This window comes from Streptomyces sp. NPDC014995, assembly GCF_043080745.1.
In the GTDB taxonomy this organism is placed as follows: domain Bacteria; phylum Actinomycetota; class Actinomycetes; order Streptomycetales; family Streptomycetaceae; genus Streptomyces.
On the sequence record NZ_JBIBVX010000016.1, the window covers coordinates 50,723 to 65,087 of the forward strand.

The 14,365-nt window shown below is 72.6% G+C and carries 14 protein-coding genes and 1 pseudogene; 7 read left to right on the forward strand and 8 right to left on the reverse strand.

Features of this window, described 5'->3' with window-relative positions; translation table 11 throughout:
* The first annotated feature begins 121 nt into the window (after positions 1 to 121).
* From ACF1A1_RS29405 to ACF1A1_RS29415, 3 genes are all read left to right on the forward strand, one after another.
* The gene (locus ACF1A1_RS29405; RefSeq protein ID WP_392004036.1) at positions 122 to 1,477 is read left to right on the forward strand and encodes a dipeptidase; all 1,356 of its coding nucleotides are present in this window, start codon (positions 122 to 124) and stop codon (positions 1,475 to 1,477) included.
* Between the two features lie 65 nt (positions 1,478 to 1,542).
* Positions 1,543 to 2,259, forward strand: coding sequence for an MBL fold metallo-hydrolase (locus tag ACF1A1_RS29410; protein ID WP_392004037.1), 717 nt, complete (start codon positions 1,543 to 1,545; stop codon positions 2,257 to 2,259).
* 136 nt (positions 2,260 to 2,395) lie between these two features.
* Complete coding sequence (locus tag ACF1A1_RS29415; protein WP_392004038.1) at positions 2,396 to 3,475, forward strand: protein kinase family protein; 1,080 nt, start codon at positions 2,396 to 2,398, stop codon at positions 3,473 to 3,475.
* On the opposite strand, the gene ACF1A1_RS29420 is transcribed toward ACF1A1_RS29415, so the two are convergent.
* From ACF1A1_RS29420 to ACF1A1_RS29430, 3 genes are all read right to left on the reverse strand, one after another.
* A complete protein-coding gene (locus ACF1A1_RS29420) occupies positions 3,445 to 4,485 on the reverse strand; it encodes an NUDIX domain-containing protein (protein WP_392004039.1) in 1,041 nt (346 codons plus the stop codon). The genes ACF1A1_RS29415 and ACF1A1_RS29420 overlap by 31 nt on opposite strands.
* A gap of 141 nt (positions 4,486 to 4,626) precedes the next feature.
* Positions 4,627 to 4,827: a hypothetical protein gene (locus ACF1A1_RS29425; RefSeq protein ID WP_392004040.1), complete on the reverse strand. Its 201-nt coding sequence runs from the start codon at positions 4,825 to 4,827 to the stop codon at positions 4,627 to 4,629.
* A 115-nt stretch (positions 4,828 to 4,942) separates the two neighbouring features.
* Entirely contained in the window at positions 4,943 to 5,896 is a 954-nt protein-coding gene (locus tag ACF1A1_RS29430) for an ROK family protein (protein WP_392004162.1), read from the reverse strand.
* Between the two features lie 196 nt (positions 5,897 to 6,092).
* Here ACF1A1_RS29430 and ACF1A1_RS29435 point away from each other — a divergent pair, with 196 nt between their 5' ends.
* Together ACF1A1_RS29435 and ACF1A1_RS29440 are read left to right on the forward strand one after the other, a co-directional pair.
* Positions 6,093 to 7,142, forward strand: coding sequence for a LacI family DNA-binding transcriptional regulator (locus ACF1A1_RS29435; protein WP_392004041.1), 1,050 nt, complete (start codon positions 6,093 to 6,095; stop codon positions 7,140 to 7,142).
* 828 nt (positions 7,143 to 7,970) lie between these two features.
* A complete protein-coding gene (locus ACF1A1_RS29440) occupies positions 7,971 to 8,360 on the forward strand; it encodes a VOC family protein (RefSeq protein ID WP_392004042.1) in 390 nt (129 codons plus the stop codon).
* Between the two features lie 76 nt (positions 8,361 to 8,436).
* Here ACF1A1_RS29440 and ACF1A1_RS29445 read toward each other — a convergent pair whose 3' ends face one another.
* Positions 8,437 to 9,741 (reverse strand): DUF6986 family protein, encoded by a 1,305-nt coding sequence (locus tag ACF1A1_RS29445; RefSeq protein ID WP_392004043.1) that lies wholly within the window; start codon positions 9,739 to 9,741, stop codon positions 8,437 to 8,439.
* Between the two features lie 176 nt (positions 9,742 to 9,917).
* On the opposite strand from ACF1A1_RS29445, the gene ACF1A1_RS29450 reads away from it, so the two are divergent.
* Positions 9,918 to 10,934: an endonuclease/exonuclease/phosphatase family protein gene (locus tag ACF1A1_RS29450; RefSeq protein ID WP_392004044.1), complete on the forward strand. Its 1,017-nt coding sequence runs from the start codon at positions 9,918 to 9,920 to the stop codon at positions 10,932 to 10,934.
* 12 nt (positions 10,935 to 10,946) lie between these two features.
* Here the strand turns inward: ACF1A1_RS29450 and ACF1A1_RS29455 are convergent, their stop codons facing one another.
* The 4 genes from ACF1A1_RS29455 to ACF1A1_RS29470 all read right to left on the reverse strand — a co-directional run bounded on the left by ACF1A1_RS29455 (position 10,947) and on the right by ACF1A1_RS29470 (position 14,102).
* Positions 10,947 to 11,909: an electron transfer flavoprotein subunit alpha/FixB family protein gene (locus ACF1A1_RS29455; RefSeq protein ID WP_392004045.1), complete on the reverse strand. Its 963-nt coding sequence runs from the start codon at positions 11,907 to 11,909 to the stop codon at positions 10,947 to 10,949.
* Between the two features lie 51 nt (positions 11,910 to 11,960).
* A complete protein-coding gene (locus ACF1A1_RS29460) occupies positions 11,961 to 12,749 on the reverse strand; it encodes an electron transfer flavoprotein subunit beta/FixA family protein (protein WP_392004046.1) in 789 nt (262 codons plus the stop codon).
* Positions 12,750 to 12,970: 221 nt separating this feature from the next.
* Complete coding sequence (locus tag ACF1A1_RS29465) at positions 12,971 to 13,480, reverse strand: flavin reductase family protein (RefSeq protein WP_392004047.1); 510 nt, start codon at positions 13,478 to 13,480, stop codon at positions 12,971 to 12,973.
* 208 nt (positions 13,481 to 13,688) lie between these two features.
* Entirely contained in the window at positions 13,689 to 14,102 is a 414-nt protein-coding gene (locus ACF1A1_RS29470) for a thioredoxin family protein (protein ID WP_392004048.1), read from the reverse strand.
* A gap of 79 nt (positions 14,103 to 14,181) precedes the next feature.
* Here ACF1A1_RS29470 and ACF1A1_RS29475 point away from each other — a divergent pair.
* Positions 14,182 to 14,343: pseudogene (locus tag ACF1A1_RS29475) on the forward strand (DUF4395 family protein); the annotation flags it as partial.
* Positions 14,344 to 14,365 lie beyond the last annotated feature (22 nt).

Consider the following 14,365-nt stretch of genomic DNA (forward strand, 5'->3'; position numbering starts at 1 on the left):
CTCCCGATCAAGCCGCCTGCCGCACCTGTCCCCCGCATCCTACGACCGAGATCGCCACAGCCCGCTGTGGGAGGATCGACGGCACTCATCGGTACCACGTCGCACCCACAAGGAGCGTGCCATGTCGTCGAATCCGGTCGCCGAGACCGTCGCCTCCCTGATGCCCAGGGCCAAGGCGGAGCTCACCGAACTGGTGGCCTTCAGGTCGGTGGCGGACTTCGACCAGTTCCCCAGGAGCGAGAGCGAGGCCGCGGCGAACTGGATAACGGCCGCGCTGCGCGCCGAGGGCTTCGAGGACGTGGCCCTGCTCGACACCCCGGACGGGACCCAGTCCGTGTACGGCCACCTGCCCGGACCCGCGGGCGCCAGGACCGTCCTGCTCTACGCGCACTACGACGTGCAGCCGCCGCTGGACGAGGCCGGCTGGGTCACCCCGCCGTTCGAGCTGACCGAGCGCGACGGCCGCTGGTACGGGCGCGGCACCGCCGACTGCAAGGGCGGGTTCATCATGCACCTGCTGGCCCTGCGCGCCCTCAAGGCGAACGGCGGGGTCCCGGTCCACGTGAAGATGATCGTCGAGGGCTCGGAGGAGCAGGGCACGGGCGGCCTGGAGCGCTACGCCGAGCAGCACCCGGAGCTGCTGGCGGCCGACACCATCGTCATCGGCGACGCGGGCAACTTCCGGGTCGGCCTGCCCACCGTCACCTCCACCCTGCGCGGCATGACCATGGTGCGGGTACGGATCGACACGCTGGCGGGCAACCTGCACTCCGGCCAGTTCGGCGGCGCCGCCCCCGACGCGCTCGGCGCGCTGATCCGCGTCCTGGACTCGCTGCGCGCCGAGGACGGCTCGACGACCGTCGACGGTCTGACCGACGGCTCGTCCTGGGAGGGCCTGCAGTACGACGAGGAGCAGTTCCGGCGCGACGCCAAGGTCCTCGACGGCGTCGGGCTGATCGGCTCGGGCACGGTCGCCGACCGCATCTGGGCCCGCCCGGCGGTCACCGTCCTCGGCATCGACTGCCCGCCGGTCGTCGGCGCCACGCCGTCCGTGCAGGCGAGCGCCCGCGCCCTGATCAGCCTGCGGGTGCCGCCGGGCGTGGACGCGGCCGAGGCGACCAAGCTGCTCCAGGCCCATCTGGAGGCGCACACGCCGTGGGGCGCGCGGGTGCGGATCGAGCAGATCGGCCAGGGCCAGCCGTTCAGCGCCGACACCGCGAGCCCGGCGTACGCGGCGATGGCCGAGGCGATGGCGGTGGCCTACCCCGGCCAGGAGATGCAGTACGCCGGCCAGGGCGGCTCCATCCCGCTGTGCAACACCCTCGCCGCCCTCTACCCGAGGGCGGAGATCCTCCTCATCGGCCTGAGCGAGCCGGAGGCCCAGATCCACGCGGTCAACGAGAGCGTCTCCCCGGAGGAGCTGGAGCGCCTCTCGGTCGCGGAGGCCCTGTTCCTGCGCGCCTACGCGGCGAGCTGATCCACCGGCTCTGCCGTCGGCAGAGGGCCTCGCCCGCCGGGCGGGGCCCTCTCTACGGTCGTGCCATGGACGTCGTAGAGCTCCTCCCCCGCCTCCACCTCCTGCGCTTCCCGGTCGGCCAGGCCTATCTCTGGCGCGACGCCGACGAGTTGACGCTCGTCGACGCCGGACCCCCCGGCTCCGGCAGGACGATCGCCGACACGGTCCGGGCCCTCGGACACGCGCCCGAGACCGTACGGCGTGTCGTGCTCACCCACTTCCACGAGGACCACGCGGGCGGTGCCGCCGAGTTCGCGGCCCTGTCCGGGGCGGAGGTCCTGGCGCACGCGGCGGACGCGGCCGTCCTGCGGCGCCGGGTCCCCGCCCCACCACCGGTACTGGAGGACTGGGAACGTCCGCTGCACACCGCCGCGCTGCGACAGCTGCCCCAGGGCGACTTCGCACGCCCTCCGGAGATCACCGAGGTGGCCGACGGCGACGTCCTCGACTTCGGCGACGGCGCCCGGGTGATCCACGTACCCGGCCACACCCACGGCAGCATCGCGCTCCACCTGCCCCGTCACCGCGTGCTGTTCACCGGCGACACGATCGCCGCCTCACCCGTCGACGGCGCCGTCATGCCGGGCGTGTTCAATCTCGACCGGACACTGGTGCTCACCGCCTTGCAGCGGCTGGCGGCCCTCGACACGGACGTGGCCTGCTTCGGACACGGCGACCCGGTGACCCAGCGCGCCTCGACGGTCCTGCGCGAAGCGGCGGACAAGTACCGCGCCCCTCGGTGAAGACGCGGGCAAGGGCGGTTCCGCGCAGTGAGCACGGGGACAGAGGCAGTGCCGCGCGGTGAGCACGGGGAGAGAGGCAGTGCCCGATGGTCCAAGACGCGGACAAGCGCGGTGCCGCGCGCCCAGGATGGGGATCATGACCGCCACCGCACGCCTCACCGAGCATCACGACCTGGCCACCGTCCTCGACCTGCTGAGCGACCGCGACCTCGCGGACCTGGTGGCGTCCGGAACGCCCCTCGGCACCGGAATCGGCGGCCAGGTGCTGCGCGTCGACGTCGACGGCAGACCGGTCTTCGTGAAGCGGATCCGGCTCACCGACACCGAACGGCGCCCCGAACACGCCCGCTCCACCGCCAACCTCTTCGAGCTCCCGCCGTCCTGCCACTACGGCATCGGCGAGATCGCCAGCCCGGGCCTCGGGGCCTGGCGGGAACTGGCCGTACACGGGATGACGACGCGCTGGGTGCTGTCGGGCCGGTTCCCGGGCTTCCCGCTGACGCACCACTGGCGGGTGCTGCCCGCCGAACCCGAGCCGCTGTACGAGGACTTGGCCGACGTGGACCGGGCCGTGGCGTACTGGGGCGGACATCCGGGGCTGCGCGAGCGGATCGAGGGGCTGCGCTCGGCGTCGGCGAGGCTGACGGTGTTCCAGGAGTACCTTCCCTCGACCCTCCACGACTGGCTGAGCGCGCGACTGCGCACGGATGCCGCGGACGCAGCGTGCGCCCTGGTGGAACGGGAGTTGGCGGCCCTGACCGCCTTCCTCCGCGAGGCACCGCTGCTGCACTTCGACGCCCACTTCCGCAACATCCTCACGGACGGACGGCGCCTGTACCTCGCGGACCACGGCCTGGCGCTCTCCCCCCGCTTCCGGCTCACCGCGCAGGAGCGGGACTTCCTCGACCGCCACCGGGGCTACGACCGGGACTACACCGCCACCTACCTGGTGAAGTGGCTGGCCACCGACCTGTACGGCTTGCGCGGCGAGGAACGCGCGGCCTTCGTGCGCGCCTGCGCCGAGGGCCTGCGGCCCGAGGGGATCCCGGACGGGGCCGCCGCCCTCCTCAGCCGCTACGCCCCGGTCGCCACCGTCATGACCGACTTCGAGCAGCGGCTGTGGGAGGAGAACAGATCGGCCCCGTACCCGGCGGAGGCACTGCACCGCGCCTGGCGCCTGGTGGCTCAGCCGACCGGCATCCCGGCCTCCAAGTAGAGGGCGGCCCCCCGCTCGCGGGCCCGCAACGCCCAGCGCAGCCGCTGATAGCGGACCGGCGGCAGCAGGTCGGCCGCCTCCTCCTCGGTGACGAAGCGCCAGGCGCGCAGCTCCGGCCCGGGCAGCAGCAGCCCCTCGGCCGCCGCCGAGTCGAGCCGGCCGCCGTCGAAGAGGAGGCGCAGACCGCCGTATCCGGGAGGCGTCGGCCGTTCCCAGTCGACGACGAGCAGCCGGGGAACGTCGTCCAGCCGGACGCCGGTCTCCTCCTCGACCTCGCGCATGCCCGCACGCGCGGGCGCCTCTCCGGGCTCCACCACGCCGCCGGGGAACTCCCAGCCGGGCTTGTAGGTCGGGTCGACGAGCAGGACCCGGTCCCGCTCGTCGAAGAGCAGCACTCCGGCGGCCAGCGTCTCGGCGGTGGGCTCGGGGGTCTGCACGATGTCACAGGCGGGTACGTCACCGCTGCCGACGGCCTCCGCTATGCGCACGGCGGTCTCGTACGGGGTGAGGTCGCTGGTGTCGACCGGGTGGGCGTCGGCGGTGAGCCAGGCCGCGAGGGCGGCGCGGTACGGCTCGATGTGGTCGTACGACCACTGCCGTACGCGTATCTCGCCGTCGGGGAGGTCGGGCGGGATCTCCCGCCCGGCTATTCGCTCGCGCAGGATCGTTTCCGCCGGGGCGAGGAGCACATGCCGGACGGGGATGCGCCGGGCGGCGAGGCCGCCGAAGATCTCGTCACGGTACTCCTGGCGCAGCAGGGTCATGGGGACGACGAGGGTGCCGCCGAGCTCACCGAGCAGCGCGGCCGCGGTGTCGATCACGAGCCGTCGCCAGATCGGCAGGTCCTGGAAGTCGCCGACCTCGGCGAGGCGTTTGGGCGGCAGCAAGTACGGGAGCGCCGCGCCGATGACCTCGGGGTCGAAGAGCGTGCTGTTCGGGATCAGGTCGATCAGTTCGCGTGCGGTGGTGGTCTTCCCCGCCCCGAACGCGCCGTTGACCCAGACGATCACGTTTCCCCCTCTTCTGTTGGCCCCCTGTGGCTTGCCCGCTCCACCCTGCCACGGAAACCACGATCCGTTGAGGGCGCCTGAACGGCGTGGCGCCGGCCCCCTCACGGTGGGGACCGGCGCCACAACCTCGTGCGGAATCCGTCAGTCGCTGTCGCCGCCCAGGGCGCTCGCGTCGACGCCGGACAGGTTGTGTTCGGCGATGGTGTGGTCGAGCGTGCTGAGGGTGTCCCCCACGTTCAGCCCGTCGAGGTCGTCACCCCCCAGACCGTGCGAGGGGGTGATCGCCGCGACGACGAAGCCGGTGGCGAGGGAGGCGATGGCGAGCATGCTGCGCTTCTTCATGCCGGGATCAACTGCGCAGTCCGCGTGAGGTCACGCGGCAAACGAGCGGCCCCGCACCGCACTCCTGCCCGGTGCCTCCCCCCGCCGACGGCGGAACGTTCCGCCAGTCGCCCTCTCACACCCCTGCCGCCGTCACCCCGGGCTTCCTCGCGGCCGCCGCGGCGGCCGCCCCCACCAGTCCCGCGTCGGTGCCCATCTGCGCGGGCACCACGGTCAGGCGCTGGACGAACGACAGGGTCGCGTAGTCGGCGAGCGAGCGTCGCAGGGGCGTGAAGAGCACGTCGCCCGCCTTGCCCACGCCGCCGCCGATCACCGCGATGTCGATCTCCACGAGGGTCGCGGTCGCCGCGATACCGGCGGCCAGGGCCTGGGCGGCCCGCTCGAAGGAGGCCACGGCGACCGGGTCGCCCGCGCGGGCCGCCGCCGCCACCGCGGCGGCGGAGGTGTCGCCGTCGGGGCCGGGCCGCCAGCCGTTCTCCACGGCGCGGCGGGCTATGTTCGGGCCGCTGGCGAGGCGCTCCACGCAGCCCCGCGCCCCGCACGGACACGGATCGCCGTCGAGGTCGACGCTGATGTGGCCGATGTGACCGGCATTTCCCGTGGGGCCCGGATGCAGGCGTCCGCCGAGGACCAGACCGCCTCCCACGCCGGTGGACACCACCATGCACAGGGCGTTGTCATGGCCGCGCGCGGCGCCCTGCCAGTGCTCGGCGGCCGTGATCGCCACGCCGTCGCCGATCAGCTCGACGGGGAGGCTCCCGGCCGCCGCGCGCACCCGTTCCACCAGCGGATAGTCGCGCCAGCCGGGCACGTTCACCGGGCTCACCGTGCCGGCCGAGGCGTCCACCGGGCCCGCGCTGCCGATGCCCACGGCGTGCGCGCGCTCCCACAGCGGCGACGCCGTCAGGTCCCCCAGCACCTCCTCGACGGCCCGCATCACGGTGTCGCCGTCCTCCCGCGCGGGCGTGGGCCGCTGGGCGCGGGCGAGGATCGTGCCGTCGCCGTCGACCAGCGCTCCGGCGATCTTGGTGCCGCCGATGTCGAGCGCGGCCACGAGGTCGGTGTGCATCAAGGTCTCGGTTCTCCCCGTCAACCAGTGGAAAAGGGCTGGCCGGTCCAGCGGTGGGGGACGTGGGCCGGAGATCGCGGGGGACAGTCTCCCCCGCACCTGACAACGTTGTCCAGGGCCTATGCTCGACGGCACTTGCTCATACATCTCCCGGGACGCGCACATACCCGTGGACAACAGGACAGGACACCGCATCGTGCCCGAGACGCCCCGCCGCCCCGTCGGCCTCTCCGGAACTCGCTACGGCAACCGTCCCACCATGAAGGACGTCGCCGCACGCGCGGGGGTCGGCCTGAAGACCGTCTCCCGGGTGGTGAACGGCGAGCCGGGAGTGACGCCGGAGACGGAGCGGCGCGTCCAGGAGGCCATCGACGCGCTCGGCTTCCGCCGCAACGACAGCGCGCGGGTGCTGCGCAAGGGCCGTACCGCGAGCATCGGCCTGATTCTGGAGGACCTCGCCGACCCGTTCTACGGTCCGCTCAGCCGCGCCGTGGAGGAGGTGGCCCGCGCCCACGGCGCCCTGCTGATCAACGGCTCCAGCGCCGAGGACCCGGGCCGCGAGCAGGAACTGGCGCTGGCGCTGTGCGCGCGGCGGGTGGACGGCCTGGTGGTCATCCCGGCCGGGGACGACCACCGGTACCTGGAGCCCGAGATCAAGGCAGGTGTGGCCACGGTCTTCGTCGACCGGCCGGCCGGGCGGATCGACGCCGACTGCGTCCTGTCGGACAACTTCGGGGGCGCCCGGGAGGGGGTCGCCCACCTCATCGCGCACGGGCACCGCCGGATCGGCTTCATCGGCGACATGCCGCGCATCCACACCGCGGCGGAACGCCTGCGCGGCTACCGGGCGGCCATGGAGGACGCGGGCATACCCGTCGAGGACGCCTGGATGTCCCTCGGGATCACGGATCCCGGGCGGGTGCGCCGGGCGACCGAGGAGATGCTGTCCGGCCCCGCGCCGGTCACGGCCGTCTTCTCCGGCAACAACCGGGTGACCGTCACCGTCATCCGGGTGCTCGCCGAGCAGGCCCGGCGGGTCGCCCTCGTGGCCTTCGACGACCTGGAGCTCGCCGACCTCCTCCAGCCGGGCGTCACCGTGGTCGCCCAGGACGCGTCCGCCATCGGCCGCACCGCCGCCGAGCGCCTGTTCCAGCAGCTGGACGGCACCCTGCTGATCCCCGAGCGCATCGACCTGCCGACCCGGCTCATCACCCGCGGCTCGGGCGAACTGCCCCCGGCGGACTGAGCCGCGCAGGTACGCAGGCGCCGGGCGCCGTACGCCGCACGCCGGAGGTGCTCGGTCCCGCCGGCGCGCCGCGCGACCGTCCGCCGACCTGTCCCGGCGCCCGGCCGGCGGACTCCGCTCCGCTGCACCGGGACCGGCTGTGACCTCGGGACCCTCCGACGTTCCGCTACCGGACGCCGGTCCCGGCCGTCGGCTCCCGCGCCTATTTCTGGTCAACTGCGCCGCGCGCTGGACGAGTTCCGGATCACCTCACCGATCCCGAGGGTCAAGCCTCTCCCCCACCGGCATCGACGTCGGCGTCTGCGCACACGTCAGCCGGACGGGACACGCGTCCGCCTCGCCGGTCGACGTCCCAACCGCCACGACGGAGTTGGTCCCCGTCCGGTTCGCCGCGCGACAGCCGGCCGTGACGGACGCCGGCGAGTGCGTGCGGCGCCTCGACGGCGCCTGTGTCCATGTCCCCGCGACCGCCCCGGAGATGCGGATCGAGCGGGAGAACGCCGGGACGCTCCCCGGCGGGTTCGTGCACGGCGACCGGCTCGCATTCCGGGACGGCGTGTGCCGTGATCCGCGAACCGCCGTTGCGATCAGCGGAGTTGAGGCGGCTGTTCGTTCGGGGGAAACCGGAGGAGTTCTGCCCCCGTGCCGGGCGGACGCGCGGCGCCCGCGAGCGCGGTGCCCGGCTGCCCGCGGGCGGAAGCCGGTGACAAAATCCCGACTCGAACATCTCCTCACCCGTTAGGGTGATCACACGGCATCGCGTGTCGGTCACCGGCCGGGTGAGGCATGGAGGTGCCCGTGAGATTGCCTTACGGAGGCATTCCACACATGTCAGTCGAGTTGAACCACACCATCATCCACTCCCGTGACAACCGGGAGTCCGCCGAGTTCCTCGCCCACATCCTGGGACTCGAAGTCGGGGCCGAGTGGGGCCCGTTCGTTCCGGTCGACGTGAGCAACGGCGTCACCCTGGACTTCGCCACCATCCCGGCGGAGTCGATCGTCATGCAGCACTACGCGTTCCTCGTCTCCGACGAGGAGTTCGACGCGGCGTTCGACCGGCTCGTGCGGGCGGGGATCACGTACTACGCCGATCCGCACGGAAAGCAGCCGGGTGAGATCAACCATCACCACGGCGGCCGGGGTCTGTACTTCCTGGACCCGGCGGGGCACGGGATGGAGATCATCACCACCCCGTACACCTTTCCCGAGCAGTAGCCGGCACTGAGTACCGGCGGTCGGCCCGGGGGCGGCTGGGCCCTGTCCTTCCGGACCCCCCGGGCCGGTCTGCCGGTTACTGTGCCGAGGCCGTCAGGTCGCCCCGGCGGGGCGCCGCGAAGCCCTCCAGGGCGGCCCGGGTCAGACCGGTCGCCCCGGTCACCTCGGCGAGGTCGAGCGCACCGCAGTCCAGTCCGCGCAGCAGGTAGCCGCCGAGGGCCTTGGCGGTGGCCGGTTCGTCCATCACGTCGCCGCCGGCCCGGCTGGCATAGCGGGACAGGCGCTCGGCGGCCTGGGCGAACCCCTCGCGGTAGAAGGCGAAGACGGCCGCGTACCGGGTCGGGATGTGGCCGGGGTGCATGTCCCAGCCCTGGTAGTAGGCGCGGGCGAGGGCGCGGCGGGTGAGGCCGTAGTGCAGGCGCCAGGCGTCGTGCACCTTCTCGGTGGGCCCGACCGGCAGGACGTTCGTGGAGCCGTCCGAGACGCGTACGCCGGTGCCGGCCGCAGCGACCTGCATGACCGCCTTGGCGTGGTCGGCGGCCGGGTGGTCGCCGGCCTGGTAGGCGGCGGAGACGCCGAGGCAGGCGCTGTAGTCGAAGGTGCCGTAGTGCAGGCCCGTGGCGCGGCCCTCGGCGGCCTGGATCATGCGGGCGACGGTGGCGGTGCCGTCGGTGGCGAGGATGGCCTGACTGGTCTCGATCTGGATCTCGAAGCCGAGCCGGCCCGGTGCGAGCCCCCGGGTCTTCTCGAAGGCCTCCAGGAGCCGGACCATCGCGCCGACCTGTTCGGGGTAGGTCACCTTCGGCAGGGTCAGGACCAGCCCGTCCGGCAGGCCACCGGCCTCCATCAGGCCGGTGAGGAAGATGTCCAGGGTGCGGATGCCCCGGTCGCGGACGGCGGCCTCCATGCACTTCATGCGGATGCCCATGTACGGGGCCGCCGTGCCGTTCGCGTACGCCTCGGCGATCAGCCGGGCGGCGCGTGCGGCCGTCTCGTCCTCCTCGGCGTCCGGGCGGGGGCCGTAGCCGTCCTCGAAGTCGACGCGCAGGTCCTCGATCGGCTCGCGCTCCAGCTTGGCGCGCACGCGCGCGTACACCGGCTCGGCCAGTTCGTCGGAGAGGCCCAGGACGGCGGCGAAGGAGGCGGCGTCCGGCGCGTGTTCGTCGAGCGCGGCCAGGGCCCGGTCTCCCCAGGAACGGACGGTGTCGGCGGTGAAGGCGTCGCCCGGGACGTAGACGGTGTGGACGGGCTGGCGGGTGCCGGGGTCGCCGGGGTAGCGGCGCTCGAGTGCGGCGTCGACCGGGGCGAGGGAGGCGCTGATCTCCTCGCTGACGGCGCCGGCGAGGCTCGTCGCGACCGTCTCCTGCTGACCCTGACCCATCCCACACCCTCCTGTTTTCCGCTTTACGGAATCAACAATCCGTAGAACGAAGCTATCCGTGGATCTTCCGGCCGGTCAACACCCTGTCCATGCCCTGGTCGCGACCCGTCCGCGCAGGCATGCCTTTCGCATCACCGTTCACTCCTTCATCCTGTCTCCGAAGGGGAGGGGAGCACATGCCGGGCAACGGAAGGATCACGCGTCGCAACGGGCTGCGGACCGCGCTGGCGGCCGTCGCGGCGGTCCCCGTGCTGGGGACGGTGCGGGCCTCCGCCCCGCGGCTGGAGAGCCCGCGGCCCGCGCACCGGGCCTCGCCCGGCGCGGCACCCGCCCCGCCGCTGAAGGTCATGACGTTCAACCTCCGCTTCGCGAGCACGGCCGAGCCGAACAGCTGGGCCGACCGCCGCCCGGCGATGCGCGACCTGCTCCGCCGCGCGGCCCCGCACGTGATCGGCACCCAGGAAGGCCGGTTACCGCAGGTGCGCGACGTCGAGGCCGACCTGGGCCCGCACTACGACTGGATCGGCACCGGCCGTGGCGGCGACGACGAGTCGATGGCGGTCCTCTACGACAACCGGCGGCTCGTCCCCACCTCCTACGCGCACTTCTGGCTGTCCGACACCCCCGGAGTGACGGGCTCCAACACCTGGGGCGGGGCGCATCCGCGCATGGTGACCTGGGTCCGCTTCCGCGATCTCCTCGACGGAGGACGGGCGTTCTGCGTCCTCAACACCCACCTCGACAACGCCAGCCAGTACGCACGCGTGCGGGCCGCCGCCCTGATCGCCGAGCGGATCAAGGAGTTCGACCCCTCGCTGCCCGTGGTGGTGACCGGCGACTTCAACGCCGTCGCCCACGAGAACGAGGTCTACGACACGCTGCTCGACGCCGGCCTCGTGGACACCTGGGAGACGGCGGCCCGGCGCGGTCCGGCCTACGGCACGTTCTCGAACTACCGGCCCCCGGTACCGGACGGCGACCGCATCGACTGGATCCTGGCCACGCCCGACGTCACCGTCCGCCGCGCCTGGATCGACACCCGCGCACCGGGCGGGCAGTTCCCGAGCGACCATCTGCCGGTGTGCGCCACGCTGAGCCTGGGACGAGCCGAGGCCCCCGTGACCGGTGCGGTCACGGGGGCCTCGTACAGCCTGACGGCGACCGGAGGACCGGACGATCAGGTGAGGGGGTGAGCGATCGGGTGATCAGCCCTTGCGGGCCTTGATCTCCTCGGTCAGCTGCGGGACGACGTCGAACAGGTCGCCGACGACGCCGTAGTCGACCAGGTCGAAGATCGGGGCCTCGGCGTCCTTGTTGACGGCCACGATCGTCTTCGAGGTCTGCATACCGGCGCGGTGCTGGATCGCGCCGGAGATGCCGTTGGCGATGTACAGCTGCGGCGAGACCGACTTGCCGGTCTGGCCGACCTGGTTGGTGTGCGGGTACCAGCCCGCGTCCACCGCGGCGCGCGAGGCGCCGACGGCCGCGCCGAGGGAGTCGGCGAGGGCCTCGATGATCGCGAAGTTCTCCGCGCCGTTGACGCCACGGCCACCGGAGACCACGATCGCGGCCTCGGTCAGCTCCGGACGGCCCGTCGACTCACGCGGCGTGCGGCCGGTGACCTTGGTGCCGGTGGCGAGCGCGCCGAAGGTCACCGACAGGGCCTCGACCGCGCCGGCGGCCGGAGCGGCCTCCACCGCGGCCGAGTTCGGCTTGACGGTGATGACCGGGGTGCCCTTGACGACCCGGGACTTGGTGGTGAAGGACGCGGCGAACACCGACTGGGTGGCCACCGGGCCCTCGTCGCCGGCCTCGAGGTCGACGGCGTCGGTGATGATGCCGGAGCCGATGCGCAGCGCCAGACGGGCGGCGATCTCCTTGCCCTCCGCGGAGGACGACACCAGCACGGCGGCCGGGGAGACGGCCTCGTAGGCGGCCTGCAGCGCGTCCACCTTCGGTACGACCAGGTAGTCGGCGTACTCGGACGCGTCGTGCGTGAGGACCTTCTCCGCACCGTGCTCGGCGAGCGTGGCGGCGGTGTTCTCCGCGCCGGCGCCCAGGGCGACGGCGACCGGCGAACCGATACGACGAGCGAGCGTCAGCAGCTCCAGGGTGGGCTTGCGGACGGCGCCGTCCACGTGGTCGACGTAGACGAGGACTTCAGCCATGGGATTGCTCTCCTGCGTACGAAACTTGAGGGGCGGTAAGCGTGCAGAGCCTTAGATGAACTTCTGGCTCGCGAGGAACTCAGCGAGCTGCTTGCCGCCCTCGCCCTCGTCCTTGACGATCGTGCCGGCGGTGCGAGCCGGGCGCTCGGCGGCGGAGTCGACCTTGGTCCAGGCGCCGTCGAGGCCGACCTCGTCGGCGTCGATCTCCAGGTCCTCGAGGTCCCAGGACTCCACCGGCTTCTTCTTGGCGGCCATGATGCCCTTGAAGGACGGGTAGCGCGCCTCGCCCGACTGGTCGGTGACCGACACGACGGCCGGCAGGGAGGCCTCCAGCTGCTCCGAGGCGGCGTCGCCGTCGCGGCGGCCCTTGACCGTGCCGTCCTCGACGGAGACCTCGGAGAGCAGGGTGACCTGCGGGACGCCCAGGCGCTCGGCCAGCAGGGCCGGGACCACACCGCCGGTGCCGTCGGTGGAGGCCATACCGGAGATGACCAGGTCGTAGCCGGCCTTCTCGATCGCCTTGGCCAGCACGTAGGAGGTGCCGATGGCGTCGGTGCCGTGCAGGTCGTCGTCCTCGACGTGGATCGCCTTGTCGGCGCCCATGGACAGCGCCTTGCGCAGGGCGTCCTTGGCGTCCTCGGGGCCCACCGTCAGGACGGTGATCTCCACGTCGTCGTCGGAGTTCTCGGAGATCTGCAGCGCCTGCTCGACCGCGTACTCGTCGAGCTCGGAGAGCAGACCGTCCACGTCGTCCCGGTCGACGGTCAGGTCATCGGCGAAGTGCCGGTCGCCAGTGGCGTCGGGCACGTACTTCACAGTGACAACGATCCTCAAGCTCACGCCGGCTCTCCTACACGCATCGTCAGTTATCGGCTGCCTTCTCTTGCAGGCAGCATAGGCGCCACAAGCGGCCGATCCCGGTCGGGGCGGCCTGCGCTCCGAGCGAAATATTACTCGTCAGTACACCCAGTTCGTTCCCGCTAAGCAAGCGCTTTGAACTGTGACCTTCGCAACGCAGCGTAATCGGAATCCGACGATCCCGCACGGGAGCCGGGCAGTGATCAATCGCGCAGAGCGGTGAACCGGCCCTGGTGGTAGAGGAGGGGACGGCCGGCGCCGGCCGGATCCCCCAGGACGACCTCCCCCAGCACGATGCGGTGATCCCCCGCGGGCACCCGCGCGACGACCCGGCACACCAGCCAGGCGAGCACGTCGTCGAGGACGGGCACCCCCTGCGGACCCTCCCGCCACGCCGTCGGGGCACCGAACCGGTCGGCGCCGCTGCGCGCGAAGGTGACGGCCAGCTCGCGCTGGTGCTCGCCGAGTATGTGCACCCCGACGTGGTCGGCCCGGGAGAGCGCCGGCCAGCTGGAGGCGCCGGTGCCCACACCGAACGACAGCATCGGGGGCTCGGCGGAGACCGAGGTGAGGGAGGTGGCGGTGAAGCCGACCGGACCGGCCTCGCCGGACGCCGTGATCACGGCGACTCCGGCCGCGTGACGGCGGAAGACGGAGCGCAGCAGGTCGGGGGAGGCGAGCCGAGGGGTGCCGAGGCCGGACGTGGCCGTCATGGAGTTGTCCTTCTGCGGGGAGTGGCGTGGAGATCCGTGGTCGCTCAACGGTCCGGACAGCACGCGCTCGCGGTACGGGCGAGGTCGACGTGGACCCGTCCGTGGAGAAGGAGTTCCTCAGGCATACGGTCAGGTTGACGATAGGTGGCGCGCACAGTCAAGTGCGTCCCGGCATCTGGGAGACGCCTCACCGTCCCCGGCACGGGCCTCACACCGCCTCCCCCAGCGCCGCGATGACGTCGGCCTTGCGCGGCTGCCCGGTGGCGCGGCGCACGACGCGGCCGTCCTGATCCAGCACCAGCACGGTCGGGGTCTTGAGGATGCCGAGTTCGCGGACGAGGTCCAGGCGGGCCTCGGCGTCGATCTCCAGATGGGCGACGCCGGGGACCATGCCGGCGACCTCGCCGAGGATCCGGCGGGTCGCCCGGCAGGGGGCGCAGAAGGCGCTGGAGAACTGCACGAGCGTGGCCCGTTCGCCGAGTTCGCCGCCCAGCCGGTCGGCTCCGAGCCGCTGTCCTTCGTCGCGCACGCGCACGCGCACCCTCCCGCTTCGCCGTTGGTGCAGCACTCCGTAGGCGCTCGCCGCCGCGAGCACCCCCACGCACACCAGAAGTCCGGTCATCACCCGCACAGCATTCCCGCGACCGCGAAGATTCCCGTCTCCCGGGCGCCTTCCCGCTGCGGAATGCTTGATTCATGGGCCGCCCCGCTTCGCCCAGGCGGTGGGGCTGGTCTTCGCGGGCGTGGGCCTGGTCGGCTTCACCCTGGGCCCCGACCGGCTGGGGCTCGCGGCGACCGGGGCGGCGCTCGGGGCCGCGTTCCTCACCGCCGCTTTCGGGTACTGCCCGGGGTGCGAAATGTAGCGGCTTGTACGGCGGATGGCGG